This window comes from Alcanivorax sp., from assembly GCF_014762765.1.
In the GTDB taxonomy this organism is placed as follows: Bacteria; Pseudomonadota; Gammaproteobacteria; order Pseudomonadales; family Alcanivoracaceae; genus Alcanivorax.
On sequence record NZ_JABURH010000070.1, the window covers coordinates 36,147 to 62,718 of the forward strand.

22 protein-coding genes and 1 tRNA gene are annotated in these 26,572 nt (G+C 60.2%); 9 read left to right on the top strand and 14 right to left on the bottom strand.

The features are described from left to right. Positions 1-95: 95 nt before the first annotated feature. A complete protein-coding gene (gene rnr, locus HUJ17_RS02980; protein WP_290509280.1) occupies positions 96-2,513 on the bottom strand; it encodes a ribonuclease R in 2,418 nt (805 codons plus the stop codon). Between the two features lie 130 nt (positions 2,514-2,643). On the opposite strand from rnr, the gene HUJ17_RS02985 reads away from it, so the two are divergent. The 4 genes from HUJ17_RS02985 (at position 2,644) to HUJ17_RS03000 (ending at position 6,769) form a co-directional block, all read left to right on the top strand. Next, positions 2,644-2,730: transfer RNA gene (locus HUJ17_RS02985), tRNA-Leu, on the top strand. A gap of 83 nt (positions 2,731-2,813) precedes the next feature. Continuing rightward, complete coding sequence (locus HUJ17_RS02990; protein ID WP_290509281.1) at positions 2,814-3,044, top strand: hypothetical protein; 231 nt, start codon at positions 2,814-2,816, stop codon at positions 3,042-3,044. A 230-nt stretch (positions 3,045-3,274) separates the two neighbouring features. Continuing rightward, positions 3,275-4,930, top strand: a complete 1,656-nt coding sequence (locus tag HUJ17_RS02995; RefSeq protein ID WP_290509282.1) for a hypothetical protein — start codon at positions 3,275-3,277, stop codon at positions 4,928-4,930. A gap of 138 nt (positions 4,931-5,068) precedes the next feature. Then, positions 5,069-6,769, top strand: a complete 1,701-nt coding sequence (locus tag HUJ17_RS03000; protein ID WP_290509283.1) for an alkaline phosphatase PhoX — start codon at positions 5,069-5,071, stop codon at positions 6,767-6,769. Between the two features lie 70 nt (positions 6,770-6,839). Here the strand turns inward: HUJ17_RS03000 and HUJ17_RS03005 are convergent, their stop codons facing one another. The 12 genes from HUJ17_RS03005 to HUJ17_RS03060 all read right to left on the bottom strand — a co-directional run bounded on the left by HUJ17_RS03005 (position 6,840) and on the right by HUJ17_RS03060 (position 20,439). Beyond that, complete coding sequence (locus HUJ17_RS03005; protein ID WP_290509284.1) at positions 6,840-8,132, bottom strand: adenylosuccinate synthase; 1,293 nt, start codon at positions 8,130-8,132, stop codon at positions 6,840-6,842. A gap of 122 nt (positions 8,133-8,254) precedes the next feature. Next, positions 8,255-9,433 (bottom strand): ATP phosphoribosyltransferase regulatory subunit, encoded by a 1,179-nt coding sequence (locus tag HUJ17_RS03010; protein ID WP_290509285.1) that lies wholly within the window; start codon positions 9,431-9,433, stop codon positions 8,255-8,257. Next, a complete protein-coding gene (locus HUJ17_RS03015) occupies positions 9,434-9,625 on the bottom strand; it encodes a DUF2065 domain-containing protein (protein WP_290509286.1) in 192 nt (63 codons plus the stop codon). It abuts the gene before it with no gap. 155 nt (positions 9,626-9,780) lie between these two features. Beyond that, entirely contained in the window at positions 9,781-10,845 is a 1,065-nt protein-coding gene (hflC, locus tag HUJ17_RS03020; protein ID WP_290509287.1) for a protease modulator HflC, read from the bottom strand. Beyond that, positions 10,845-12,017, bottom strand: a complete 1,173-nt coding sequence (gene hflK / locus HUJ17_RS03025; protein ID WP_290509288.1) for an FtsH protease activity modulator HflK — start codon at positions 12,015-12,017, stop codon at positions 10,845-10,847. Before hflK ends, hflC begins: the two co-directional genes overlap by 1 nt. A gap of 38 nt (positions 12,018-12,055) precedes the next feature. Next, positions 12,056-13,429, bottom strand: a complete 1,374-nt coding sequence (hflX, locus tag HUJ17_RS03030; RefSeq protein ID WP_290509289.1) for a ribosome rescue GTPase HflX — start codon at positions 13,427-13,429, stop codon at positions 12,056-12,058. A 155-nt stretch (positions 13,430-13,584) separates the two neighbouring features. Beyond that, positions 13,585-13,875: an RNA chaperone Hfq gene (hfq, locus tag HUJ17_RS03035; protein ID WP_290509290.1), complete on the bottom strand. Its 291-nt coding sequence runs from the start codon at positions 13,873-13,875 to the stop codon at positions 13,585-13,587. A gap of 254 nt (positions 13,876-14,129) precedes the next feature. Further along, entirely contained in the window at positions 14,130-15,083 is a 954-nt protein-coding gene (gene miaA, locus HUJ17_RS03040; protein WP_290509301.1) for a tRNA (adenosine(37)-N6)-dimethylallyltransferase MiaA, read from the bottom strand. Positions 15,084-15,152: 69 nt separating this feature from the next. After that, a complete protein-coding gene (mutL, locus tag HUJ17_RS03045) occupies positions 15,153-16,979 on the bottom strand; it encodes a DNA mismatch repair endonuclease MutL (protein ID WP_290509291.1) in 1,827 nt (608 codons plus the stop codon). A gap of 163 nt (positions 16,980-17,142) precedes the next feature. Then, the gene (locus HUJ17_RS03050; RefSeq protein ID WP_290509292.1) at positions 17,143-18,495 is read right to left on the bottom strand and encodes an N-acetylmuramoyl-L-alanine amidase; all 1,353 of its coding nucleotides are present in this window, start codon (positions 18,493-18,495) and stop codon (positions 17,143-17,145) included. Beyond that, a complete protein-coding gene (gene tsaE, locus HUJ17_RS03055) occupies positions 18,482-18,916 on the bottom strand; it encodes a tRNA (adenosine(37)-N6)-threonylcarbamoyltransferase complex ATPase subunit type 1 TsaE (protein WP_290509293.1) in 435 nt (144 codons plus the stop codon). Before tsaE ends, HUJ17_RS03050 begins: the two co-directional genes overlap by 14 nt. Before the next feature lie 11 nt (positions 18,917-18,927). Beyond that, entirely contained in the window at positions 18,928-20,439 is a 1,512-nt protein-coding gene (locus HUJ17_RS03060) for an NAD(P)H-hydrate dehydratase (RefSeq protein ID WP_290509294.1), read from the bottom strand. Positions 20,440-20,484: 45 nt separating this feature from the next. Here HUJ17_RS03060 and queG point away from each other — a divergent pair, with 45 nt between their 5' ends. Further along, positions 20,485-21,534 carry a tRNA epoxyqueuosine(34) reductase QueG gene (gene queG / locus HUJ17_RS03065; protein ID WP_290509295.1) on the top strand — a complete coding sequence of 350 codons (1,050 nt, stop codon included), beginning with the start codon at positions 20,485-20,487 and terminating at the stop codon, positions 21,532-21,534. Between the two features lie 203 nt (positions 21,535-21,737). On the opposite strand, the gene orn is transcribed toward queG, so the two are convergent. Then, the gene (gene orn, locus HUJ17_RS03070; RefSeq protein ID WP_290509296.1) at positions 21,738-22,283 is read right to left on the bottom strand and encodes an oligoribonuclease; all 546 of its coding nucleotides are present in this window, start codon (positions 22,281-22,283) and stop codon (positions 21,738-21,740) included. Between the two features lie 67 nt (positions 22,284-22,350). Here orn and rsgA point away from each other — a divergent pair, with 67 nt between their 5' ends. The 4 genes from rsgA (at position 22,351) to HUJ17_RS03090 (ending at position 26,551) form a co-directional block, all read left to right on the top strand. Beyond that, positions 22,351-23,382 (top strand): small ribosomal subunit biogenesis GTPase RsgA, encoded by a 1,032-nt coding sequence (rsgA, locus tag HUJ17_RS03075; protein ID WP_290509297.1) that lies wholly within the window; start codon positions 22,351-22,353, stop codon positions 23,380-23,382. Positions 23,383-23,482: 100 nt separating this feature from the next. Then, entirely contained in the window at positions 23,483-24,298 is an 816-nt protein-coding gene (locus HUJ17_RS03080; protein WP_290509298.1) for a rhodanese-like domain-containing protein, read from the top strand. Between the two features lie 19 nt (positions 24,299-24,317). Further along, positions 24,318-25,196, top strand: a complete 879-nt coding sequence (gene asd, locus HUJ17_RS03085; protein ID WP_290509299.1) for an archaetidylserine decarboxylase — start codon at positions 24,318-24,320, stop codon at positions 25,194-25,196. 209 nt (positions 25,197-25,405) lie between these two features. After that, positions 25,406-26,551, top strand: coding sequence for an alpha/beta fold hydrolase (locus tag HUJ17_RS03090; RefSeq protein ID WP_290509300.1), 1,146 nt, complete (start codon positions 25,406-25,408; stop codon positions 26,549-26,551). Positions 26,552-26,572 lie beyond the last annotated feature (21 nt).

The window sequence follows — 26,572 nt, forward strand, 5'->3', positions numbered from 1 at the left end:
ATGTAGGAGCTCTCTGTGCCCCGCGGGTATGCCTGCAAGCGCCCCCGCTACGCAGCGTGGTTCATTCACTTGCAGGCAAGCTCATACAGAAGGCTCTAGCTCTTGCTGCTACGCCGGGCCGCCTTCTTGCCACGCGGCGGGCCCTTGCGTTTGGCCTTGGGCTTGGGGATATCGCCCTTGGCCAACTTTTCCCGTTCACTGTTGCCGCCTCTGCGGTTACCGCCACTCGCCTTCTTGCTGCCACCCTTGGGCCGGCCCCTGCCAGACGGGGTGGAGGATTCCAGTTGCAGATCAATCTTGCGCTCTTCGGTATGCACCGCAGCCACACGCACGGTGACACCGTCGCCGAGCCCAAATTTACGGCCACTGCTTTCCCCGGTGAGGGTCAAATTGACCTCATCGAAGTGGTAGTAGTCACTATCCAGGTTGGCCACGTGCACCAGACCATCAATGTGCAGCTCGTTGAGCTGCACAAAGAGGCCAAAGTTGGCCACACCACTGATAACGCCCTCAAACACATCTCCGATGTGCGATTCCATGAACTGGCATTTGAGCCAGGACACCACATCGCGGGTGGCATCGTCCGCCCGGCGCTCAGTCATGGAGCACTGCTCACCGATGGCCACCATGTCCGCCTGGCTGTAGGGGATGATTTTCTCGCTGGGAATCTTCGGCAACTTACCCGGATTATCTACGTGATTGGGCACAGCCTCGCTACGGATCAGGAAGCGAATGGCCCGGTGCACCAGCAAGTCCGGGTAGCGGCGAATCGGCGAGGTGAAGTGGGTATAGGCCTTGTAGGCCAGCCCGAAGTGCCCCTTGTTCTCCGCTTCGTATTTGGCCTGGGTCATCGAGCGCAGCATCATGGTCTGGATCACGTTGCGATCCGGGCGCTCCAGGATCTGCTCGCGCAGATCCTGATAGACATGGGGGCTGGGAGCCCCTTCCGACCAACCCAGGCTCAACCCCAGGCCACCGAGGAATTGCTGCAACTTGCTCAGTCGCTCTTCCTTGGGCGGCTCGTGGTTACGGAACAGGGCCGGTACACCGGCCTTTTCCAGCAGCTTGGCGGAGCAGATGTTGGCGGCCAGCATGGCCTCCTCGATCATGATATGCGCCACGTTGCGGGTCACCGGCACAATCGCCTGAATTTTCTGGTTTTCATCGTAAATGATGCGGGTGTCATCGCTGTCGAAATCGATGGCGCCCCGCTCCGCACGGCGCTTGCGCAGTGCCAGGAACATTTCGTGGAACGACCAGATCATGTCCAGAGATTCATCATCCAGGCTGGCCACGGTGTCCTGGGCCAATTGGGAATCCGGCTCCTCGATCATGGCGCCGACCTTGTTGTAGGTCAGGCGGTGCCGCGAGCGCATCACCCCTTCACGGAAGACAAACCCGGTCAGGCGACCGTTGGCGGAAATCCTCATGTCGCAATAGAGACACAGCCGATCCACATGGGGATTGAGCGAGCAAAGGCCGTTGGACAGGGCTTCCGGCAGCATCGGCACTACCCGGTTGGGGAAGTAGACCGAGTTGCCACGGGTGGCCGCTTCCCGATCCAGGGCGGAACCCGGTGACACATAGTGGCTGACATCGGCAATGGCGACGATCAGGCGCCAACCACCACGGGGACGGCGCTCCACATAGACCGCATCGTCGAAATCCCGGGCGGTTTCGTCATCGATGGTGACCAGCGGCAGATCACGCAGATCCACCCGATGGGCTTTGGCCTTGTGGGGCACACCGGCGCCGAAACGCTCGGCGTCGGCTTCCACACCGTCCGGCCAGACATGGGGAATCTCGAAACGGCGCAGGGCCACCTCGATTTCCATGCCGGCCTGATCCGGGGTGGCAATGATTTCTTCCAGGCGCACCAACACATGGTGGTCGCGGCTGGGGTACTGGGTAATGATGGCGCGGACATGGTCGCCAGGATTTGGCTTCAGGCCGTTCTTGTCCTCAACCAGCACTTCCTTGGTGATGCGGCGATTTTCCGGCTCCACAAAGCTGATACCGGCTTCACGGCGATAGCGGCCCACCACTTCGGTGGCAACCCGCTCGGTAATCTCCACGATACGGGCTTCTTTCTTGCCGAAGCGGTTGTAGCCGGCATCGCTGACCAGCACCCGATCCCCGTCCATGACCTTTTCCATCTGGCGCGGGCCGAGAAACAGGTCACTCTGGGCCTTGTCATCGGGAATCAGGAAGCCGAAGCCATCCTTGTGGCCTTGCACGCGTCCGGGAATCAGGTCCATTCGGGACACAACACCCAACTTGCCATTGCGATTCTGCACCAACTGGGCATCACGCAGCATGGCCTTCAAGCGGCGCTCGAGCCCGACTTCACCGTCCTCATCAACCTCCAGCAGGGAGGCGATCTGGTCGAACTCCATGGGCTTGCCATGGTCGTTGAGCACTTCCAGGATCAGTTCCCGGCTGGGGACGGGGTTTTCGTAATTTTCGGCCTCACGATCGGCATGGGGGTCGCGGTAACGTTTTTTAGGGGGCATTAAATTTTTTTCGGAAAGAGGGTTTGACATCCGGCCATCATATACTAGAATGCACGCGCTTTCGCGATGAACCGGCCGGAAACGGTAAGAAACTTTACCTTATCTACAAGGGTCCGGTACAGCACGAAACGCCGAGGTGGTGAAATTGGTAGACACGCTAGCTTCAGGTGCTAGTGGGGGCAACCCCGTGGAGGTTCAAGTCCTCTCCTCGGCACCAATTCAAAGGGCTCCCAGACGGGGGCCCTTTTTCGTTTCAGGCCAGACACCACCAGTCTCCACAGAGCCAGGGTGCAGAAAGCCATGACTATTCTCCGCTCCATGATCGCCGCATTGGTACTGGCCACCGGCCTGTTTCTGGCCCCGGTTGCCACCTACGCCGACAACGACGCCACCAGCAAGCATCCGGCCATCCAGCAGGCCGACGCCCAGCGGGAGAAAGAAGCCAACCGAAAACGCTACCTGCTGGTGTTTCCGGCGGCCGTCATCGGTATCACCGTGGCACTGATCATCATTACCCGGCGCCGGAAGTAACCCGGCACCGGGAACAACTGAACAGCCCCTGGACACTCTCCTCGCGCCCCCGGCAAATCCCGAACAGACTCCAGAGAATCCCCCCTGTCTGTCCGCCAGTAAACCGCTCTTTCATGTCAGCCTGATCTCACTCTCCCTACATCTTTATTGCTGCCACAACTCCAGTGTTGTCACTTTCCTGTCATTGCCACTGACTAGGCTGCGGGCGTCCCCGATCAACAGGAAACAACATGACTCAATACACCGTCCCAGCCCTGCTACTTCTCGGCCTTGCCACCCTGCCGCTGCACGGTTGCGACGGGGATACCGACAACGCCCTGCTACCGCCCGTTGATACCGAGTCGCGCACGCCCGTCACTGACGAACGCATCGGCAACCTGGAGGCACCCATCCCGCCACAGTGCTATACAAAAACCGAAGCAGAGCACAATCCCTGCTACACCTGTCACCAGAATTACGACCGGGACAAAGCGGCAAGAATGAATCAGCTTGATGACGGGCATCTGCAAGGCGGTTATCTATTTTCTGATGTAGGCGTCACCAATCACTGGGACAACCTGTTCGTGGATCGACGCGACTGGCAGGCAAGCATTAGCGACGAACAGATCCTCACCTACATCAACCAGGACAATTACAGTGACTTGGCGCCACGCCTTGAAAAACAGGGCTGGGAGGGCTTCACCCCCGATCTGGATAATTACCACCTGGCCGCCGGTGCCTTTGATAAGCAGGGGCTGGCCCGCGACGGCAGCCACTGGGTTGCCTTTAACTACAAGCCTTTCCCCGGCACCTTCTGGCCAACCAATGGCTCAACCGATGACGTGGTGATACGACTACCCGCCGCCTTCCGGGAAATCGACGGCAGCTACCAACGCGAACTTTATCTACTCAATCTGACGCTGCTGGAAATGGCGATCAAGCAACACGAAAGCATGTCGATTCCTGCCACCGATGAAACCCGCCTCAACACCGACCTGAATGGCGACGGTCGCGTGTCAGGCATCGCCCGTACTCTGAAAAAACGCCAGCATTATCTGGGCGATGCCCGCAACATTGAAATCGCTTTTCAACAATATCCGCAAGGCGCCGAACTCATGCATACGGTGCGCTATGTGGGCATTGATGAGCATGATGTGATTGGCGTGCCACCACGCATGAAAGAACTGCGCTACATGCGCAAGATCCGGGCACTGGAAAACCATGATGTTCGCAGCCGTTATGATCGCGAACGCAAGGACAAGCACCGGGGGCTGCTGCCAACGTTCGTCAACCTTCACGAGAAAGGCATGGAAAACGGCATGGGCTGGGTAATGCAGGGGTTTATTGAAGACTATGATGGCCGCCTGCGCCCGCAAAGCCATGAAGAAAACCTTTTCTGTATGGGCTGCCATGCCGCAGTGGGCGTCACCATTGACCAGACTTTCGCTTTGGCCCGCAAGGTAGATGGCGCCGAGGGCTGGGGTTACATCGACCTGCAAGGCATGCCGGATGCTGCCAACATCAGTGAACCTGGCGGCGAAATTCGCAACTACCTGAAACGTGCCGGTGGCGGCAGTGAGTTCCGGGAAAATCCGGAAATGGTGGACAAGTGGTACCGTGCGGACGGCAGCCTGAACGAAGAGGCCATTGCCAATGCCGATGTCTATACTTTGATCACACCCTCCCGGGAAAGGGCCCTGAAACTAAACAAGGCCTATACCCATATCGTGCGCCATCAAAGCTACATTCACGGCCGTGATGCCACCTGGCTACCCGCCAGGAATGTGTTTACCGAAGTGGATGAAAGCGAGCCGCCTCTGCCAGCGGAATTCCGCTTCTTCCAATGGGATTTGCGCATGGACTGGCAACCGCCCAGAGACCAGGAGAAGCTCGCCCGCCACCCCTGACAACCCGCCCCAGCGTCGAATATGAGAGGGTGCGAAGTGCATTGTCATTTAATGTTATTTTCATCGACATAAAACTTCATAGTTTGAGTCCTAGGCTTTTCCCACCCTTGAGTTCATTCGACAACTGGTGGGAAAACCATGACTATCAATACACGCAAAACACAGCTGGCTATCGCCATTGCTGCCACTTCCTTGCTGGCGGCCTGCGGTGGCGACAGCGACAATGACAACAACCCCAGTAACGGCAGCGAACAATCTGCAACCCTTCCCTTGACCCGCTTGGCCACCATTCCGTTGGGCGCCGAACTGACCGGCCTGGAAGTGACCGAGGAAGGCGATGCCTTCTTTAACATCCAGCACCCGGCAGACTCTCTCCCGGATGCAGAGAACAAGGCCGCTATCGGCGCCTGGGTTGGTGCCAACATCAACGAGCTGCCTGCAGGCATTACACCAATCACCGTTCCCGACCCCACCAGCAGCGATGCGGAAACCACCCGCATGGCTCTGGGCAGCTACCAGGTACTCGGCCGCGAAGGTTACAACTACCGTGGAGATCTGCCCTTCGGTCTCGGTCATATCACAGTGCTGGACAAAAATGAGGCTTCCGTTCTGCAGTCCAACGATCCGGACTTCAACGCCTGGATCGCCGACGGCGAGAACAGCGGCTATCTTTTCACTGCCTGGGAAGATCGCCCCGGCGGCGTTTCCCGACTGGCCCTCAGCAAGACCGACGACGGCTGGACCGTGAATGGCGCCCTCAATGTGGACTTCAGTGGCGTGAACGGCACCATGATCAATTGCTTCGGCAGTGTATCTCCCTGGGGTACACCACTCACCTCGGAGGAAAACTACATGGCTTCCGAGGTATCAGCCACGGCACAGTGGAACCAGGCTGGGGCCGGCGGTTACCCCAGTTACAACGATGTAAAGAACATCCAGACCTATCTGGATGGCACCTTCCCCAACCCCTATGACTACGGGTATATCGTTGAACTGACGGCACCCACCGGCACACCGCAACCGGTGAAACACTTCACCACCGGCCGTATGGCCCATGAAAATGCCATCATCATGCCCGATGAGAAAACCGTCTACCTGACCTCCGACGGCGGCTCCCAGGGCTTTTTCAAGTTTGTCGCCGATGACGCTCAGAACCTGTCAGCGGGCACACTGTATGCAGCCAAAGTGACCCAGGATGCCGGCACTGACAATGCCACCACCGGCTTTGACATCAGCTGGATCGAACTCGGCAAATCCGACAACGCCACGATCGAAACCTTGATCCGCTCCTTCGACGGCCTGGACGAAAACGACTTCGTTGAAGGGGACACCAATTACATTTCCCAGCAGCAAGTGGACGACTATGCCGCCGCCTATGTGGCTGGCGGAGACAATAGCGCCCTTGACCCCATCGCCTTCCTGGAAACCAACGCGGTTGCCATGGCCATGGGGGCGACCACCGAGTTCAACAAAATGGAAGGGATCAACATCAATCCCGCCGGCGCAGCCAGCGGTGAAGTGCCCTACATGTATGTGGCCATGGCCGACGTGGCCGGCTCCATGGCTGATGGTACAGGCGACATTGCCATCGACGCCAACCGCTGCGGCATCGTTTACCGGTTTGATCTGGAAACGGATTTCAACGTCAGCCGCATGGAACCGGCAGTAGTGGGCGGGCCATATGACGGTGGAGCCACCGGCGACAAGTGCTCTGTAGACAACATCGCGCAGCCGGACAATTTGTTCGTCATGAACGATGGTCGCCTGCTGATCGGCGAGGACTCCGGCAACCACGTCAACAACATGTTGTGGCTTTACACCCCCAACGCGGCGGAATAAGTTTCCGTAGGCACCAACAAAAACGCCCCGGCATGCCGGGGCGTTTTTGTTTATCGAACAGGAAGCCTGTTCAGGCGAACGGGTGGCGCTTGATAATGGTTTCCACACGATCCGGGCCGGTGGAAATGATATCGATGGGCGCTCCGGTCACTTCCTCAATCCGCTTCAGGTAAGCCACGGCATTGGCCGGCAGCTCGTCCACGGATTTGGCGCCCAGGGTGGATTCAGTCCAGCCGGGCAGGCTTTCGTAGACCGGCTTCACTTCTTCGTAGCTATCCGCATCCCAGGCACAGGTCAGAGAGTTGCCTTCCGCGTCCTGATAACCGATACAGATATTCACTTCTTCCAGACCATCCAGCACGTCCAGTTTGGTCAGACACAGACCGGTGATGGAGTTGATCTGGATGGAGCGCTTCAGGGCCACTGCATCAAACCAGCCGCAACGACGGGCACGGCCGGTGGTGGAACCGAACTCGTGACCTTTCTCTGCCAGGTAACGGCCGTTTTCGTCGAACAGCTCGGTAGGGAAAGGACCGCTACCCACCCGGGTGGTGTAGGCCTTGGTGATGCCCAGTACATAGTCCAGATACAGCGGGCCAAAACCGGTGCCGGTGGCGGCGCCGCCAGCGGTGGTGTTGGAGCTGGTCACATAGGGATAGGTGCCGTGGTCGATATCCAGCAGGGTGCCCTGGGCGCCCTCGAACATGATGTTCTCATTACGCTCACGGGCACCGTGGAGCACGGTGGTCACGTCGGTGACCATGCTGCGCACTTCCTCGCCCATGGCCAGGGTCTCATCCAGGGTTTTCTGGAAGTCCACCGGCTCGGCATTGTAGTAACTGCGCAGCACAAAGTTGTGATAATCCATCACTTCGCCAAGCTTGGCGGCAAAGCGTTCACGGGAGTAGACATCACCAAGACGCAGGCCGCGACGGGCCACTTTATCTTCGTAGGCCGGGCCGATGCCACGACCGGTGGTGCCGATCTTCTTGTTGCCACGGGCGGCTTCGCGAGCCTGATCCAGCGCCACATGAACCGGCAGGATCAACGGGCAGGACGCAGAAAGGCGCAGACGCTCACGAACCGGCACACCCTGTTCTTCCAGGCCACCGATTTCCTTGAGCAGGGCATCCAGGGCCAGCACCACACCATTGCCAATCAGACACTGAACGTCATTGCGCAGAATGCCGGAAGGAATCAGGTGCAGGACGGTTTTCTTGCCGTCGATCACCAGGGTATGGCCGGCGTTATGACCGCCCTGAAAGCGGGCCACCAGAGAGGCCTGATCAGTAAGCAGATCGACGATCTTGCCCTTGCCTTCATCACCCCACTGGGTGCCGAGAATGACTACGTTCTTACCCATGATTGCTTGCTGCCTGTTGATTGAACGCTTGTACGCGACACGCTTCGCGCACAGTTTGATTCACCCCGGGCTGGCGAATGCCCACCCGGAGGTTGTATCAGACACTTCCCCGGGGAAGTGTCCTAGGAAATATCCTGGATTACCCAGCGACTGCCATCCTGCACCAGCCGGCGCTGGCATCCCAGTTCCTGCGGGTCATTATCTGCTCCGGTCAGAGCCAGCACCACCCGCTCACCGGCATCGCGCAAGGCCCTCACCTTGTCCGCGAAGCCCGCGTCTTGCAAAGAGCCTTCCGCCAGGATGCCATTGAGCGCGGCCGCTTCGGTACGCGCCGCCAGCATCTTCAGATCGGCGCTGAAACCGGTAGCCGGACGGGCACGGCCAAACACCTCACCGATGTGATCATAACGACCGCCCTTGGCCACAGGCTCACTCTCGCCGGGCAGGTAGGCGGCGAAAACACAGCCGGTGTGGTAGTGATAGCCACGCAGCTCACCCAGATCCAGGTGCAACTGCACGCCACGGGAGTCCAGGACCCCGGCAAGCACCGAGAGTTCATCCAGCGCCGCCAGAGCGCCTGGGAAATCGCCTAGCAAGGTGCGGGCCTCATCAAGAATGCCGATGCCACCAGCCAGCCAGGGCAGGGACGCCAGGGCACTAGCTGCCGGCGCGGGCAGATTGCGCTCCGCCAAAAAACTATCCAGCTCTACCCGCGCCTTGCGGACATAAATGTCTTCCAGCTGGCCTTGCTCGGCATCACTCAAATCACAGGCATCCAGCAGCCCGCGGAACAGTCCCACGTGCCCCAGATCCAGCACCACTTCATTGGCTACGCCAGCCAGGGCCAGGGTATCCAGCAGCAGGGTCATCACTTCCAGATCGCTGTCGCTGCCGGCATGGCCGAACAGCTCCACCCCCAGCTGGTAGGGCAGCCGGGTAGCGCCGGCCACCGCCGGGCGAGTGCGCAGGGCACTGGAGCAGTAACACAGGCGGGAGGGGGCCGAACGGCGCAGGCTGTGGGCATCCATGCGCGCCACCTGAGGGGTTATATCCGCGCGCACGCCCATCAGGCGGCCAGTCAGCTGATCAGTGATCTTGAAGGTTTCCCGCTCAAGATCACGACCGGCGCCGTTGAGCAAGGACTCGAGAAACTCGATCAGTGGCGGGAAAACCAGTTCATAGCCCCAGCGCTGGTACAGATCCAGCGTCTGCCGGCGTAATTGCTCAATGGCCCGGGCTCGGCCCGGGAGAACCTCTTCTACCCCGTCGGGCAGTAGCCACTGTTCTTCCTGGTTCATCATTTACGACCGCATCAGTAGTAGCAGGCCGGCACCCAGTATCATCAGCACCAGCCCCAGAATTCTCAGTGAGCGCCCGGGCATGCGGGCAACCTGCAAGGCCGCCTCACGCGCACGATTAGGCGCCAGAAACAGCGGAATGCCCTCGATCACCAATACCAGGCACAGGGCCTTGATCAATAAGCTGAAGTCCATTGTTCCTGCCAGACAGCCACAAAAAAACCGGGAGCCTCGGCCCCCGGTTGCAGCATTCTACCACGGTCTCCCGGCGGCGGACAGGTTAACGCCCTCTTCCCTGGAGTCACAAAAAAGCCCTGCCGACCGGGTCGACAGGGCTTTTCAGAATGGGCTTAGGGCTGCGTGCCCTTGGCCCCCTTCAGATAGCGGAAGAACTCGCCATCCGGCTCCAGGATCAGCACATCTTCCTTGTCCTTGAAGCTCTCCTTGTAGGCCTGGAGGCTGCGATAGAAGCGGAAGAACTCCTTGTCCTGATTGTAGGCCTGGGCATAAGTGGCAGCGGCCTGAGCGTCACCCTCACCGCGAGTGGCCTGAGCCTTGCGGTAGGCTTCAGCAAGGATTTCACTACGCTGACGATCCGCACCGGCGCGGATTTTCTCCGCTTCCTCACGGCCCTGGGAACGGTGGGCTGCCGCATCACGCTGACGCTCGGCGCGCATACGATCAAACACCCGGCCACGGACCTGATCGGGCCAGTCCACCTGCTTGACACGGATATCCACCACTTCGATACCCAGGTCTTCCATGGTGGATTCGTTCACTTTGGCACGAACCTGATCCATCAGCGCTTCGCGCTGATCGCTGGCCATTTTCCGGGGATCCACCTTGTCCGTGGAGGCTTCGGCCTCGGCTTCACGGATAATGGACTCGTCCAGCTGATCCCTCGGCACCTCGGTCATTTCACCAGTTACCGGATCGCGCAGTACGGCCGTGTCACCTTCCAGTTTCTCCACATCGCTTTCACCAGCGACAACCTGGAATACGGTGCGTGAGGCAAACTCGTTACGCAACGCCTCGTTGACCCGCGGGTCCAGCAACTGGCGGGCCCGCCCTTCCATTACCTGGGCATTGGAAGAGCCGCCACCCACACTGACGATGTAGCGCTGCACATTGTTGATACGCCAGACCACAAAGGCATCCACGTTGAGCAATTTCTTTTCGGCCGTGAGGAAAGACTGGGTGGGCACGTCGTACACCAGGGCACGACCATCTACCCGTACCACCTCTTCCACCAGTGGCCATTTGAAATAAATGCCCGGCTCCACGTCGGCCTTGTCGATCCGGCTAAACTGCTTGAGCACCGCCTTTTCGGCCTGGTTCACAATAAAGAAGGAATCCAGCGCCAGCAGGGCCAGAACACCCAGAGCCAGCAGCGCCAACCATCCACGATTATTCATTAGCGCAACTCCCGATTTGGTGTGCTGTAGAGGCTGCGAGAGGCCTCGCGACCACTGCCGCCATCGTCGGCTCCTGCTGATGAAGAACTGGCCGGATTGGCGCCTCCTTTACTCTCTGGCACTTTGACATTGCCCCCACGCCCCTTGACCAGCTGCTCCAGTGGCAGGTAGATGAGGCTATTGCCGTTATCCACATCCACCAGCACCTTGCTGGTGGCGCTGTACACCTCCGTCATGGTTTCCAGATAGAGACGCTCACGGGTCACTTCAGGTGCCTTGCGGTATTCGGTCAACAGATCGCTAAAGCGCTCTGCATCACCCACGGCGCTGTCAATCAGACGGTTCCGGTAGGCTTCCGCCTCCTCTTCCAGGCGCTTGGCCTCGCCTCGAGCCTGAGGAATCACCGCATTACGATAGGCTTCCGCTTCCTTCTTGAAACGGTCCTCATCTTCCTTGGCTCTGGATACATCATCGAAGGCGTCACGTACGGCATCCGGTGCCTGGGTCCGATCCAGCACCACCTGCTTCAATACCAGACCGGTATCGTAACGATTCAGGTATTCATCAAGACGTTCACGGACCTGTACCCGGATGGCCTCACGGTTGTCCTTGAGCACATCATCCATGGTGGAGGTACCCACCACATGGCGCAGGGCAGAGCTGGTGGCGTGCTGCAGAATGACTTCCGGGCGCGCCACTTTCAGCAGGAAGGGAATCGGGTCCAGCACCTGATACTGCACCTGCAAGGTCACACTGACGATGTTGGTGTCACGGGTGAGCATTGCCTCAGTGATTTCGTAGCGGCGATTCTGCTCCACGTCCACCTTCTCGTACTGCTCAATGATCGGTGCACGCCAGCGCAGACCTGGATCTACGGTGCGGTTGTATTCACCGAAACGCAGCACCACGGCACGTTCGCGCTGATCCACCTGGAAAAAGCCGACCAGGCCGTAAACCACCACGCCGATCACCACAGCGATGATCAGCACCGGCCAGGGAGAACCACCGCCACTGCGACCGCCGCCTCCTGACTTGCCGCCCTTGCCGCCGAATACGCTGTTGATCTTCTCTTTCAGATTCTTCAGAGCTTCATCCAGATCCGGCGGCCCCTGGTCACCGCCTCCACCCCAAGGGTCCTTCGGCTTGTTGCCGCCGGGTTCATTCCACGCCATGTAGGTCTCCAATCGGTCCGGGCGCTGTGCCCACCGGATTATTGATGGCTCGCATCGTGCGAGCGTTGTGAATTGTAGGAAGGGGCATCATCCCCTGCAACCGCAGGAGCCGGCACCACCAGTTCTTCTTCCGTGAGCCCCTGCTCACGCAATAGACGTTCAAAATGCACCCGGTTCACGTTGATACGCAGCAGCATGCTGCCATCCAGAGCCGCCTGCTCCTCCAGCACTTCGCCGGCCTCGTGCAGGCGAGCACGCAGACGACCGGCAGACGCGGGCAGACGCACCCAGCAATCCACCCAACCGGCGGCCAGTCGCTCGGCGATGGCCTGAAACAGTAGATCAAAACCATCTCCCGTCTGCGCAGAAATCCATACGCGCCAGGGATTGCCGTGCTCATCCCGATCAATTTTCGGTGACTGGCCCAGATTATCCACCTTGTTGTAAACGTGCAGCACTGGCAGGGTGTCACCGCCAATCTCTTCCAGCACTTCGTTCACCGCCGCCACATTACTGTCGCGCTCTTCTGCACTGCAGTCTGTCACGTGCAACAGCAAGGTGGCGTTAACGGTTTCTTCCAGAGTCGCGCGAAACGCCTGCACCAGCCGGTGGGGCAGATGACGGATAAAACCCACGGTGTCGGCCAGAATCGCCGGCCCCACGCCCGGCACCTTTACCTTGCGCAGGGTCGGGTCCAGGGTGGCGAACAGCTGGTCTGCCACATACACATCGCCAGTGGTGATGGCGTTGAACAAAGTGGACTTGCCCGCATTGGTATAGCCCACCAGGGAAATCAGTGGTGTTTCGGAACGCTGGCGAGCGCGACGTCCCTGAGCCCGCTGCTTGCGCACCTTCTCCAGACGCGATTCGATGGCGCGGATACGATCACGAAGCAACCGGCGGTCGGTTTCCAGCTGGGTTTCACCGGGACCACGCAGGCCGATGCCGCCCTTCTGCCGCTCCAGGTGAGTCCAGCCCCTGACCAGCCGGGAAGACAAGTGGCGCAACTGGGCCAGCTCCACCTGCAAGCGCCCTTCATGGGTACGGGCACGCTGGGCGAAGATATCCAGAATCAGGCCGGTGCGATCCAGCACCCGGCATTTGACCACCCGCTCCAGGTTACGCTCCTGAGCCGGGCTCAGAGCATGATTGAACAGCACCACATCCGCTTTGATGTCGCTTACCAGCGCCGCCAGCTCCTCACTCTTGCCTGAGCCGATAAACAGGGCCGGATCAGGCCGGTCACGCTTGCCGGTCAACTCCGCCGCCGGTTCTACGCCGCTTGACGTGACCAGGTGATAAAATTCATCCAGATCTTCGCGGCCCATGGCATCGGGCAGATCCAAATGCACCAGAACAGCGCGTTCACCGGCGCCGGTTCTGGTCTGCTCTGTGCGATCAAATAGGTCCATAAAGAACTGACATGGGGGATGTGACCGCCAGTTTAAACCAGTCAGAGCAAGAAGACAGGGAAACCGGCATGAAAAAGTACCGATCAGGACCGTTAGCCCGGCCACAACGCAAAGAGCCACCCGAAGGTGGCTCTATTACAGGATCTGCGGCAGTGTTACTGGTTGCCGAAACCCTCATCGGCAGCAGGAGCAGCAGGCGCGCCTGTACCGGTGGCAGTCATGGCCGGGTTACCGCCGCCACGGGGGTTGCGGGCGGGCACGACGGTGGAAATAGCGTGTTTGTAAACCATCTGACTGACTGCATTTTTCAGCAGCACGACATATTGGTCAAAAGACTCAATCTGCCCCTGCAGCTTTATTCCGTTCACCAGAAAGATAGAAACCGGAATACGCTCTTTACGAAGGGCGTTGAGAAAAGGGTCTTGTAGCGAGTGCCCCTTTGACATGGCAAGTCTCCTTGAAATAACAGTAAAAAGTAGTGCCCAACACTTCGGGCAATCAGCGCTGCAACACAGTGAAACCGTCCCATACGGTCACTGCCTTCACCCGATGCGCTATCGGGCAAATTTTTTGTCAACAACCCAGCAAATTGGTTCCAGGTCCCGACCCAACACATTCTGCGCCACACATCTCAAATTGCCGCAAAATGGCTCAAAATCGATATTTGGCGAATTATAAACCAAAAAGTCCAGCAACAGGGCTAACTAAACACAGATTTACAGATCTTCGCAAGCTGCTCCACTAGCGCCTGCCGCTGTGACGCATCGTTACTGTCGAAGCCGTGCAGATACGGCCATTTACGCAGCCAGGTGAACTGTCGTTTGGCTAATTGCCGGGTCGCGATAATGCCACGCTCCACCATGCTGTCATAATCATACTGGCCATCCAGATAGTCCCACACCTGGCGGTAACCCACCGCCTTCATGGCCGGCAGATTCCGATGGATTTCGGGCAGCTGTCGCAGGCCCTGCACCTCTTCTACCAACCCCTGTTCCAGCATCTGCCGGAAACGCTGCTCAATCATGTGATGTAGCCAGGCACGATCTGGCGGCACCAGGGCCGCGCTATACACCGGCCAGGGAAAGGCACTGAACTCACTCAAACCATCCCGGTTCTGTGTGACAGTTGTATGATGATCCGCATGAAAGGCGGACAGGGGCCGACCGGTGACCCGGTGCACTTCCAGGGCCCGCTGCAGGCGCTGACGGTCCGTGGACTTGAGCCGTTCGGCGCTGACCGGGTCCACCTGGGCCAGGGCCGCATGCACTGCCGGCCAGCCTTTACTCTCGGCCAGGGCCGTAATCTCGGCTCGCACCGCCGGATCCGCCTCCGGCAGGGGCGCCAGCCCCTCCACCAGTGCCTTGAAATAGAGAATGGTGCCGCCCACCAGCAGGGGCAGTTTGCCATTGGCATGGATCTGTTCGATTTCCCGCAGGGCATCGGCGCGAAAATCCGCCGCCGAGTAAGGCATGTTCAGCTCGCGAAATCCCAGCAGCCGGTGCGGGGCCGCTGCCAGCTCCTCGTCACTGGGCCGCGCCGCACCGATGTCCAGCCCCCGATAGACCAGCGCGGAATCCACATTGATGATGTCGATGGGCAGTGTCTGCGCCGCCTCGATGGCCAGCGCAGTCTTGCCAGAGCAGGTGGGCCCCATGAGGAGCAGCACAGGCAGCCCGAGATCTGTCCTGTCCTCAGCGGACGATGCCCAGCTTGCAGCTTCCACTCACTGCCCCCGCATAAACAGCCGATCCAGATCCTTCAGGCTCATCTGGGTCCAGGTGGGACGGCCATGGTTGCACTGGCCAGAACGCTCGGTGGCTTCCATGTCGCGTAGCAGAGCATTCATTTCCGGGATGGTCAGCCGGCGGTTGGCACGCACACTGCCGTGGCAGGCCATGGTGGAGAGCAACTCATCCAGCTTCTGTTCAATTCGTTCGCTGCTTCCCTGGGCCAGCAGGTCAGACAATACATCGCGCACCATGGCCTCGCTGTCACTATCACGCAGCATGGCCGGCACTTCGCGTACCACCAGAGTCTCCGGCCCGGCACGCTCCACCATAAAGCCCAGCCGGGAAAACACCTCCGGCTGCTGCTCGGCAAAGTCTGCTTCCCGGGAGGATACCGCCAGCGACACCGGCACCAGCAACGGCTGGCTGCGCACCTTGTCCTCGGACCAGCTCTGTTTCAGCCGCTCGTAGGTAATGCGCTCGTGGGCAGCGTGCATATCCACCACCACCAACCCCTGCTGGTTTTCAGCGAGAATAAAGATGCCATGTAACTGCGCCACCGCATAACCCAGCGGCGGCACGGCTTCCTGGTCCGAGGCCGCCGGCATGGCTGGCGCTTCAGCCACACCGGAACGCACCAGCGCTCCGTAGGCGTCTGCCTGCCGCTGACCTTGGCCATAGCCGAATCCGTTGCCGGACGGTGACGCATAAGAAGGCCGGCCTGCCGGGGCGGACAGGGACATGCTGGCCTGACTGGGCTCCATGGCCGGCATCACCGACTCCCCCTCGTCCACCACATTGGCGGCCAATGACTGGCCCGGGCGCACCTCAGCAATGGCCCGGTGCAGGGAGCTATAAAGGAAGCCGTGCACCATGCGCTGCTCACGGAAACGCACCTCGTGCTTGGTGGGGTGCACATTCACATCCACCTGAGCCGGGTCCAGCTCCAGAAATAGCACATAGGCCGGATGGCGACCGTGATAGAGCACATCCGCATAGGCCTGACGGACCGCGTGACTGACTACCTTGTCGCGAATCACCCGGCCATTCACATAAAAGTATTGAAGATCCGCTTGGGAGCGGGAAAACGTGGGCAGCCCCATCCAGCCGTGCAGACGGATGCCATCGCGCTCCACATCCACCGGGATCGCCTGCTCCATGAAGCCCTTGCCGCACAGCTTCGCCACCCGCGCCGCGCGCAGGGTGTCATCCAGTCCTGCGGGCAACTGGTGGATCACCTTCTGGTTGTGGGTCAGACGGAAAGCGGTATTGAATTCACTGAGCGCGATACGCCGAAACACTTCTTCCAGGTGATTGAATTCGGTCTTCTCAGTACGCAGGAAACGACGCCGGGCCGGAGTATTGAAGAACAGGTCGCGCATGGTCACGGTGGTGCCGCGCGGATGCCCGGCCGGGGTCACAGAGGGGGCCATGTCGCGCCCTTCCACCTGCACCTGCCAGCCTTCCGCTTCGCCCTCCACGTTGCTGGCCAGAGTCAGCCGCGATACCGAACTGATTGCGGCCAGGGCCTCGCCGCGAAACCCGAGAGTGCCGATAGCTTCCAGATCGTCGAGGCCACGGATCTTGCTGGTGGCATGACGGGACAGGGCCAGGGGCAGATCGTCGCGGTCGATGCCGCTGCCGTTATCGCGCACCCGCACCAGCTTTACCCCACCCTGCTCCACATCCACGCTGATGGATTCCGAGCCGGCATCCAGGGCGTTCTCCAGCAGTTCTTTCAATACCGAGGCAGGACGTTCCACCACCTCACCGGCGGCGATCTGGTTGGCAAGGCGGGAATCAAGCAGTTGGATCTTTGTCACGGGCGTCTCTGTTGGTGGGATTCATGGCTATTCGCCAATTAAGCGGCATGTCATCCCGGGGCTATTCACTGCGCTCACCCCTTCGGGGCCAGACTTCGTCTGTTCTGCGCTGCGCTTGTGCCCGGGATGACGTTGGCATAGAGGATGCGCCCTCATAGCCCCTTCATGAACGAGGAATTTTTAATACCTGCCCAACCACAATGCGATCACCATTCAGGGCATTGGCACTGCGGATTGCCTGTTCGGATACGCTGTACTGACGGGCAATTTCCGAGAGTGTATCACCGGGCTGGATACGATACTGCTCGCCGTGCTCACGGCGCTGCGCCGCATACCAGCTATGCGGCGCCGGGTGACTGCGAAAATAGGCGTCCACCCCGTTGACGATGGAACGGGCCAGCTTGCTCTGGTGGGCAGAGGAGCGCAGGTTGCGCTCCTCCCTGGGGTTGGAAATAAAACCGGTCTCCACCAGGATCGATACCATTTCCGGCTCCTTGAGCACGGCAAACCCGGCCTGCTCCACCCGGTCCCGGTTGCCGTGCAGCTTGGTCACCTTGCCCATTTCCCCCAGCACCTGGCGCCCCAGGTAAAGGCTGCCGGCCATGGAGCCGTTCATGCGCAGATCCGCCAGCACGCTGAGCAGGGAGCTGTCGTCCTTTTCCTCTTCGTAGACCCCGGCCACCCGGTCTGATTCATTGGCAATCTTGGCCAGGTAGCGGGCCCGGGCACTGGTGGCTCCACTGCTGGACAGGGCGAACACGGAGGCACCGTTGGCGCGGGCATCCGTGAAGGCATCCGCGTGAATGGAAATAAACACATCCGCCCCGTGATCTTCACGGGCGATGCGACGACGCTCGGCGAGAGGCACATAATAATCCCCGTCACGCACCATCACTGCACGCATGCCGGCCTGATCATTGACCTGCTTTTCCACCTTCTTGGCGATCTGCAATACCAGGGTTTTCTCGTAGACGCCGCTGGGCCCACGAGCACCCGGGTCTTCACCACCATGGCCGGCATCAATGGCAACTACCATCAACCGTGGCTCGCTGGGTGCTTCCTTTTTCTTTTCCGGTTCCGGACTGGTCTTGGCCGGACTCTGCAGTTCACTGTCAAACAGATCCACCACCAGACGCCAGCCATGGGGCTCAATAGGCTTGAGCAGGTTGGTGCGAGTGCGCACGCCGTCTTTCATGTCGAAGACCACACGGGTCTTGTCGCTGTGCTTGCCCACGCGAATGTTGGCGATAGGGCTGCTGGCGTAATCCAGGGTGTTGACGTCAAAGCCCAGGCTGGCATCCAGCAGATCCAGCACGATGCGGTCCGGATTGGCCAGCTTGTCGAGCTTGTGATCCACCGGCGCTGGCAGATCGAAGACGATACGGGTGTGGTCCGGCGCCCGGTGCAGGCGCACCGAATCAATGTTCGTCTGGGCAAACCCCTGACTGGCCCAGAATACACTGACCAGAAGGACAAACAGTGTCGTCAGGTTATTTTTATTGTCACGATGCGTCATAGGCCCAATCCAGGGTCGCCTTTCTTCCACGGCCGTTAACGGCCAGTGTAATGGTCAAATCCGGTGAAGGCACCACCCCGGCGCCCCGCTCCGGCCACTCCAGCAAGCACAGGCTGTCGGAGGAGAAATAATCACGTACGCCTATCAGCTCCAGTTCTTCCGGATCACCAAGACGATACAGGTCGAAGTGATAGATATGGACGCCGCCAAGCTCGTAGGGTTCCACAATCGTGTAAGTCGGGCTCTTTACCGCCCCCTGGTGGCCCAGGCCGCGCAGCAGACCGCGCACCAGAGTGGTCTTGCCGGCACCCAGATCCCCTTCCAGATAGACGCAGCCACCACCGGTAAGGCGCCGTGCCAAGCTGACTCCCAGCGCCAGGGTAGCGGCTTCATCGGGCAGCTCCACATGTTCAACAGTCATCCACGCTCTCGTCATCCAGCCAGACAGGTTTCATTCAGTTCGGCACGCAAATATGGCAACAGGTCCGTGGCCAGCATGCCTCGGGGGCCACGACGGGCCGCGCAGGCATCGGCAGCGCGAGCGTGAATCATGGCTCCCAGCCGGGTCGCATCATAGCTTGTCAGGCCCTGTGCGCGTAAGGCGGCTATCACACCGGTGAGCACATCGCCCATGCCCCCGGAAGCCATTCCAGGATTGCCGTCACGGATCAGGGCGCGCCCCTTCTCGCCCAGCACATCTTCGCCCTGAATCAGGGTTCCCAGGCCCTTCAGCAACACCGTGCCGCCATAGCGGGTCGCCAGACTTTCCAGAGCCGCAAAGCGATCCTGTTGAATATCCGCTGCAGATACGCCGAGCAGGCGCCCCGCCTCTCCCGGATGGGGGGTCAGCACCCAGTCGCCCTGACCAATGCCGTCATCGTCGGCCATCAGGGTCAGGGCATCCGCATCCACCACCAGCGGCTTGCCGCTTTCCAGAGCCAGCGCCAGCAGCGCACGCCCCCAGTCATCGCGGCCCAACCCAGGGCCAATGGCGATAACACTGGCCGCCGCCAGCAAGGACGCCGCCTCGCTGGCATTTTCCACTCCGCGAACCATTATTTCCGGTTGGCGCATGAGCGCCACCGCCACATGATCCGGGCGGGTAATCAGGCTGACCTTGCCTGCCCCGCAGCGGGCGGCAGCCTGAGCGCTCATCACCGGCGCACCGGCAAAACCATGGTCTCCGCCGATGACCAACACATGGCCGTAGTGGCCCTTGTGGCCATCCGCCCGTCTCGGCGGCAGCAGTGCGTGCAGGTCAGCAGGCATGGGCACCCGGCAATCCGGCGGCACCTGGCTATAGACATCCCGGTCCACCTGCAAATCGAAGAAACACAGCTCACCGCTATGCACCGGACCCTCACCGGTCAGCAGCCCCCGCTTGAGACCGATAAAGCTACAGGTCAGCTCTGCTGACAATACGGCCCCCAGCGGCATGCCGGTATCCGCGCCCAGGCCGGAGGGAATATCCAGCGCCAGCCGGGGGACCGGCATTGCATCCAGGGCCGCGAGCAGAGCCGCCATTTCATCACGCAGCGCACCATTGAGACCGGTACCCAGCAAACCATCGACCAGCAGGTCCACTCCTTCGGGCAGATGGTCCAGTGTCAGGGGGATCATGGGGATACCGGCATCACGACAACGTTCTGCCATGGTCAGGGCATCGCCTTTCAGCGCTTCCGGCGGCGTGGTGAAATGGATTTGCGGCGCCAGCCCTGCCGCGTGAGCCAGGCGCGCCACCACATAGCCATCGCCACCGTTGTTGCCACCACCACAAAGCACGGCGATCCGGCGGGCTTCCGGCCAGCGCCCACACAACGCATCGAAGGCCGCCTGACCCGCCCGGGTCATCAGCTCGGCACCCGGCGTGCCGGCAGCAATCGCCAGCCGATCCAGTTCACGGGTCTGGGCAGCGGTATAGAGAGCCTTCGGCAGTGTCGTCATGTTACCCTTCATCGTTCATTTCCCGGCATTATATCCCTTCAAACCATGGACCTGCAGGCACTGAAAGAAAAGATCCAGCTCTGGGGGCGCGAGCTCGGCTTCCAGCAGATCGGCATTGCCGATACGGATCTGCGCGCCGCCGAGGCAGACCTGAAGGCCTGGCTGGAAAAAGGTTATCAGGGCCAGATGGAGTGGATGGCTGCCCACGGTAACAAACGCTATCGCCCGGAAGAACTGGAACCGGGCACCCTGCGGGTAATCTCAGCACGGATGGACTATCTGCCGCCGGATACTCAACCGGTAAAGATGCTGCAGCAGAAGGACAAGGCCTATGTGTCCCGCTACGCCCTGGGCCGCGATTACCACAAGCTGATCCGCAAGCGCCTGGCCACCCTGGCCGCCCGCATCCGCGAGGAGGTGACCGACAGCCAGCTGGCCCGGGCCTTTGTAGACAGTGCGCCGGTGATGGAGAAGCCCCTGGCTGCCAAGGCCGGGCTGGGCTGGCAGGGCAAGCACACTCTGGTACTGAACCGGGAAGCGGGAAGCTGGTTCTTTTTAGGCGAAATCTATACGGATATTCCGCTGCCGTTAGACCAGCCCGGCGAAGACCATTGCGGCAAGTGCCGGGCCTGCATCACCGTCTGCCCCACCGATGCCATCGTTGCACCTTACGAGCTGGATGCCCGACGCTGCATTTCCTACCTGACCATTGAGCATGAAGGCAGCATCCCCGAAGACCTGCGCGAAGGCATCGGCAACCGCATTTTCGGCTGCGACGACTGCCAGCTCATGTGCCCGTGGAACCGCTTTGCCCAGCACACCGGGGAGGGGGATTTTCATCCCCGTCACGGGCTCGACGACAGCGATCTGGTGACGCTGTTTTCCTGGAGCGAGGAAGAATTTCTGGAGCGCACCGCAGGCAGCGCCATTCGCCGAGCCGGGTATCGCAAGTGGTTGAGGAATATTGCCGTGGCGCTGGGCAATGCGCCGGGTTCAGAAGAGATTATGCAGGCGCTAAGGGACAGGCAGGACTTTCCGGACGAAACAGTGCAGGAGCATGTGCAGTGGGCACTGGAGCGGCACACCCAAACCTGACACCCCGCTGTAGGCACGTCACTGGCGGTGCGATAGCCTAACCTCTGAAAAGACTGATTTACCACAGAGAGCACAGAGAGCACAGAGATCACTGAGGAAAAAGCTGTTTTTTCTCAGTGTGCTCTGCGCCCTCTGTGGTTAAAAATGCTTTTGACCCAGCCTGGCTATCGCGCCGCAAGCGACGCTCCTACGACGGAGCATTTTCAAACGTCGATAAAATGCTCGCGGTAGTACTGTAGCTCGGCAATGGATTCGCGAATGTCGTCCAGCGCCAGATGCTTGTTGTCCTTCTTGAAGCCCGGCAGGATCTCCGGCTTCCAGCGACGCGCCAGTTCTTTCAAGGTCGACACATCCAGGTTTCGGTAGTGAAAGAAGGCCTCCAGTTCTGGCATATAGTTGGCCAGAAAGCGGCGATCCTGGCAGATACTGTTGCCGCACATGGGGGACATGCCCGCCTCCACATGCTCCTTGAGGAAATCCAGGGTCTGAGCCTGGGCCTGCATCTCGCTGATGCGGCTTTCCTTCACCCGCGCCACCAGCCCGGAGTTGTTGTGGTGTTCGGTATTCCACTCGTCCATGCCCTCCAGCAGGGCATCACTCTGATGCACCGCCAGCACCGGCCCTTCAGCCAGCACATTCAGCTGGGCATCCGTGACAATGGTGGCAATTTCGATGATGCGATCGTTTTCCGGGCTCAGGCCGGTCATTTCCAGATCGATCCAGATCAGATTGTTGCGCTTGTCAGTCATGGGGATTCCGTATCATGGCTTTATACCGGCATGGTAGCATGCAGCCACCAATCAATCGGAATACCTCGTGGCAAAACGCAAGCTCAACCGGCGCCAGCGCTGGCGCATTGAAAAAATCCAGGCAGAGAAACGCCAGCGGGCACAGCGCCGCAACGCGGAGCTGGAGACCCTGGTGGCGGACGACCTGGGCGATGAACAGACCGGCACCATCACCGCCCATTTCGGCCAGCAGGTGGGCGTGGAAAGCGCGGATGGCGAATCCATGCGCTGCCACTTCCGCGCCACCCTGGAGCAGCTGGTGGTGGGCGACCGGGTGATCTGGCAGCCGCCGAAAAGCGAAGGGCTGGGGGTGGTGGTAGCCATCGAACCACGGCAGACGGTACTGAAACGGCCGGACATGTACGGCAACCTGAAACCGGTGGCCGCCAATGTGGAACAGATGTTGGTGGTGTTCGCGCCCTTGCCCACTCCCTCCAGCGCCCTGCTGGACCGCTATCTGGTAGCGGCGGAGCTGTCCGAGATTCCCGCTACCCTGGTGCTCAACAAGGCAGATCTGATCGATGAGGAAGTGCGGCCCTTCATCGACGAGCTGAAAGCCCTGTACCAGCGACTGGATTATCCGGTACTGGAAGTGAGCGCCCACGACAGCCAGGGCCTGGCCCCGCTGCAGGAAGCCCTGATCGGAAAGACCAGCGTGTTTGTGGGGCAATCCGGGGTGGGCAAATCCTCCCTGGTGAATGCGGTGCTGCCGGAAGCCGATCTGCAGGTGGGTGACCTGTCCGCCAGCTCGGGACTTGGCCAGCACACCACCGTCACCGCCCGGCTGTTCCACCTGCCCACCGGCGGTGAGCTGATCGATTCCCCGGGTATCCGCGAATTCGGCCTCTGGCATATCAGCGAAGATGAGCTGCTGCATGGCTACCGGGAGCTGTCCGCCCTAGCCGGCCACTGCAAATTCCGCAACTGCTCCCACCGCAATGAACCCGGCTGCGCCCTGATCATGGCGGCAGAAAGTGGCGAGATCAGCGAGGAACGGCTGGCCAACTTCTACCAGATCGCCGATACGCTGGATGAGGATGGGCGGGAGAGATACTCCTGACGGCAATGGATAATTGATAGTTGATAATTGATAATGGGGTTCGCTAACGGGCAGAGTCTCTCGTTATCCATTTTCAATTATCCATTATCAATTGCCTTTTATGCTTCCTCTGCTGCTCGAACCTGCCGACCTCGCCAAGCACCTGGGCGATGAAAAGCTGCTCATTCTCGACCTGAGCAAGCCCACCATTTATGTTCAGGCCCATGTGCCCGGGGCTATCCATCTGGATTTCAGACGCCTGCAGACTGGCGCCCAGCCAGCACCGGGAATGCTGCCTGATGACGACACCCTCGGCGACCTGTTTTCCGGGTTGGGGCTGACCCCTGATACCCATGTGATCGCCTATGACGACGAAGGCGGCGGCTGGGCCGGGCGACTGCTGTGGACGCTGGATGCTATTGGCCACAAGCACTACAGCTATCTGAACGGCGGCATTCATGCCTGGCTGGCAGAGGGGCACCCCACCAGCAGCGAATCCACAGAACCCACACCCAGTGACTATGAAGTGGGCGAGCATGATCCGTTAACCGAGGTGAGCCTGGATTACCTGCTGGCCCATTATCAGGACCCGGCGGTGGCGATCTGGGATTCGCGCTCGGAAGAGGAGTTCTCCGGGGTACGCGCCTTTGCCCAGAAAGCCGGCCATATTCCCGGCGCCATTCACTATGAATGGACCGAACCCATGGACAAGCAGAACAACCTGCGCCTGCGTCCGCTGGATGAGATCCGCGCCGAGCTGGAAGCCCGCGGCATCACCCCCGACAAGGAAGTGATCTGCCATTGCCAGACCCACCATCGCTCCAGCTTTTCCTGGCTGGTGGGCAAGATCCTCGGCTACCCCACCTTGCGTGGCTATGCCGGGTCCTGGGCAGAATGGGGCAACCACCCCGATACCCCGGCGGAAAAATCCGAATAACCCACGTTAAGGACATCTCTTGAACAACTGGCGAGACAAGCTCTTCGTTACCCTGCAATACCTGATTCCCCAGCATGGCCTGTCCCGGCTGGTGGGCATACTGGCGCGTAGCGAAGTGCCGTGGATCAAGACCACCTTCATCAACCTCTTCATGAAGCGCTTTGGCATCGACCTGTCGGAAGCCCAGATCGAGGACCCGGACCAGTTCGAGACTTTCAACGCCTTCTTTACCCGGGCACTGAAAGCGGACGCCCGCCCACTGGAAGCAGCGGAAGACGCCGACATCGCCTGCCCGGCGGACGGAGCGGTGAGCCAGCTGGGTGCTATCCGCGCCAATCAGGTGTTCCAGGCCAAGGGCCACGACTATTCCCTGTACGACCTGCTCGGCGGCGACAGCGCCCTGGCCAGCGAATTCACCAATGGCCAGTTCGCCACCATCTATCTGTCTCCCCGGGACTACCACCGTGTGCATATGCCGGTGACCGGCACCCTGCGCGAAACCCGCTACGTGCCCGGCGACCTGTTTTCCGTTAACGAAGCCACCGCCAATGGCGTGCCCAATCTGTTCGCCCGCAACGAGCGGCTGGTGTGCATCTTTGACACCGAGCGCGGCCCGGCGGCGGTGATTCTGGTAGGTGCCATGATCGTGGCGGGCATCGAAACCGTATTCAGCGGTCAGGTCACGCCCCTGCCCAAACAGGTGGTGACCACCGACTACCAGCGCACCGCCCCCATTACCCTGGAAAAAGGCGACGAACTGGGCCGCTTCCTGCTCGGTTCCACCGTGGTATTGCTGTTCCCGGAAGGTAAGGCCCGCTTCGAGTCGGACCTGAAAGCCGGCAGTCTGGTCAGGGTGAAAGGCAAGCTGGGACAATACAACCAAGACAACCCGGCCTGATTGGGCGCGGCGGGCCGATACCGTCGGCCCGTTTCTGCCCTCGGGCAGGAACATTTTCCTCTCTGTCGTCTACCTCATCTCCCCCGATCATTCAATGACCCGGATTGACCGGGTGTCCCGCCTGACATCAGGCCCGGTCCGCAAAGCAACTGCAGATTGGCGCATCTTCCCTACAATGGCCGCCCAATGAATTCATCGCCGGTGGAACCATGATCACTGACACCCTGCAACAGGCTCTCCACAACACCACCCGCCCCTGGCGGCAACGCCTGGATAACGGCCGCGCCCGTCTGTTCCAGGCGGACGCCTTGAGTCAGGCAGAGCAGACCCCCTACGAGACCCTGTTCGACGATGGCCTGGTGAAACTGCGCTACTACCCACCGCTGCAGGAAAATGCCATCCCGCTTACCGATGGTACGGTGATGTCCGTGAGCCGGGACACCCAGCGCACACCACTGGTATTGGTGGCCCCGCTGGCAGTGAACATGCTGATCTATGACCTGTTCCCCCAGCGCAGCCTGGTGCGCTACCTGCGCGCCCGCGGCTTCGAACTGTACATGGTGGATTGGGGCCGGCCCGGCAAGTATCACAACCATCTGAATCTGAGCAGCTATTTTTCCGATTACCTGCCCAAGCTGCTGGTGCAGGTACGCCAGCACAGCGGCAAGCAGCAACTCAGCCTGCATGGCTGGAGTTTCGGTGGTCTGTTCAGCCTGTGCTACAGCGCGCTGGGCCAGGATCCGGATATCAAGAACCTGGTACTGGTGGGCGCGCCCACGGACTATCATCGCAACGGCGCCCTCGGCGCCCAGTACCGTCGCTTCAGCCGCCGCGCCAAATGGATACGCCGCAGCACCGGCCTGCGCATTCATGATGTGCCGGCAGGGCTGCTGCGCTCGCCCGGCTGGGTGAACAGTCTTGCCTTCAAACTCACCAACCCGGTGGGCAGCCTGCAGGGTTACTGGAATCTGGTTAAGAATCTGCACGACCGGGACTTCGTCTCCGCCCACGCCACCAATGGTGCCTTCCTGGATGACATGGTGGCGTACCCGGGCGGCGTGATTCAGGACATCATCCGTTATCTGTGGACCGACAACGTGGTGGCCCATGGTCAGCTCCCCATGGAGGGAACCGAGGGCCATCTGAATCAGGTCACTGCCAACGTGCTGAACGTTACCGGCGCCAGCGACCCCATCGTCACACCGGAATGCAGCCAGGCCATGGAGCCGCTGATCCGCAGCAAGGACAAGACCTTCATCACCATCGAAGGGGGCCACATGGGCATCCTGGGCAGCGCCGCAGCCCAGAAGCAAAGCTGGGGCCGCATTGCTGACTGGTTGATTGAGCGGGATTGAAAGCAGCTGCGAGCGGCTAGC

What these genes read in the sequence shown, in the direction of transcription:
- rnr (WP_290509280.1), bottom strand. Translation starts at nt 2,513, where the DNA reads ATGCCCCCTAAAAAACGTTACCGCGACCCCCATGCCGATCGTGAGGCC.
- HUJ17_RS02990 (WP_290509281.1), top strand. Translation starts at nt 2,814, where the DNA reads ATGACTATTCTCCGCTCCATGATCGCCGCATTGGTACTGGCCACCGGC.
- HUJ17_RS02995 (WP_290509282.1), top strand. Translation starts at nt 3,275, where the DNA reads ATGACTCAATACACCGTCCCAGCCCTGCTACTTCTCGGCCTTGCCACC.
- HUJ17_RS03000 (WP_290509283.1), top strand. Translation starts at nt 5,069, where the DNA reads ATGACTATCAATACACGCAAAACACAGCTGGCTATCGCCATTGCTGCC.
- HUJ17_RS03005 (WP_290509284.1), bottom strand. Translation starts at nt 8,132, where the DNA reads ATGGGTAAGAACGTAGTCATTCTCGGCACCCAGTGGGGTGATGAAGGC.
- HUJ17_RS03010 (WP_290509285.1), bottom strand. Translation starts at nt 9,433, where the DNA reads ATGATGAACCAGGAAGAACAGTGGCTACTGCCCGACGGGGTAGAAGAG.
- HUJ17_RS03015 (WP_290509286.1), bottom strand. Translation starts at nt 9,625, where the DNA reads ATGGACTTCAGCTTATTGATCAAGGCCCTGTGCCTGGTATTGGTGATC.
- hflC (WP_290509287.1), bottom strand. Translation starts at nt 10,845, where the DNA reads ATGAATAATCGTGGATGGTTGGCGCTGCTGGCTCTGGGTGTTCTGGCC.
- hflK (WP_290509288.1), bottom strand. Translation starts at nt 12,017, where the DNA reads ATGGCGTGGAATGAACCCGGCGGCAACAAGCCGAAGGACCCTTGGGGT.
- hflX (WP_290509289.1), bottom strand. Translation starts at nt 13,429, where the DNA reads ATGGACCTATTTGATCGCACAGAGCAGACCAGAACCGGCGCCGGTGAA.
- hfq (WP_290509290.1), bottom strand. Translation starts at nt 13,875, where the DNA reads ATGTCAAAGGGGCACTCGCTACAAGACCCTTTTCTCAACGCCCTTCGT.
- miaA (WP_290509301.1), bottom strand. Translation starts at nt 15,083, where the DNA reads ATGGGGCCCACCTGCTCTGGCAAGACTGCGCTGGCCATCGAGGCGGCG.
- HUJ17_RS03050 (WP_290509292.1), bottom strand. Translation starts at nt 18,495, where the DNA reads ATGACGCATCGTGACAATAAAAATAACCTGACGACACTGTTTGTCCTT.
- tsaE (WP_290509293.1), bottom strand. Translation starts at nt 18,916, where the DNA reads ATGACTGTTGAACATGTGGAGCTGCCCGATGAAGCCGCTACCCTGGCG.
- HUJ17_RS03060 (WP_290509294.1), bottom strand. Translation starts at nt 20,439, where the DNA reads ATGACGACACTGCCGAAGGCTCTCTATACCGCTGCCCAGACCCGTGAA.
- queG (WP_290509295.1), top strand. Translation starts at nt 20,485, where the DNA reads ATGGACCTGCAGGCACTGAAAGAAAAGATCCAGCTCTGGGGGCGCGAG.
- orn (WP_290509296.1), bottom strand. Translation starts at nt 22,283, where the DNA reads ATGACTGACAAGCGCAACAATCTGATCTGGATCGATCTGGAAATGACC.
- HUJ17_RS03080 (WP_290509298.1), top strand. Translation starts at nt 23,483, where the DNA reads ATGCTTCCTCTGCTGCTCGAACCTGCCGACCTCGCCAAGCACCTGGGC.
- HUJ17_RS03090 (WP_290509300.1), top strand. Translation starts at nt 25,406, where the DNA reads ATGATCACTGACACCCTGCAACAGGCTCTCCACAACACCACCCGCCCC.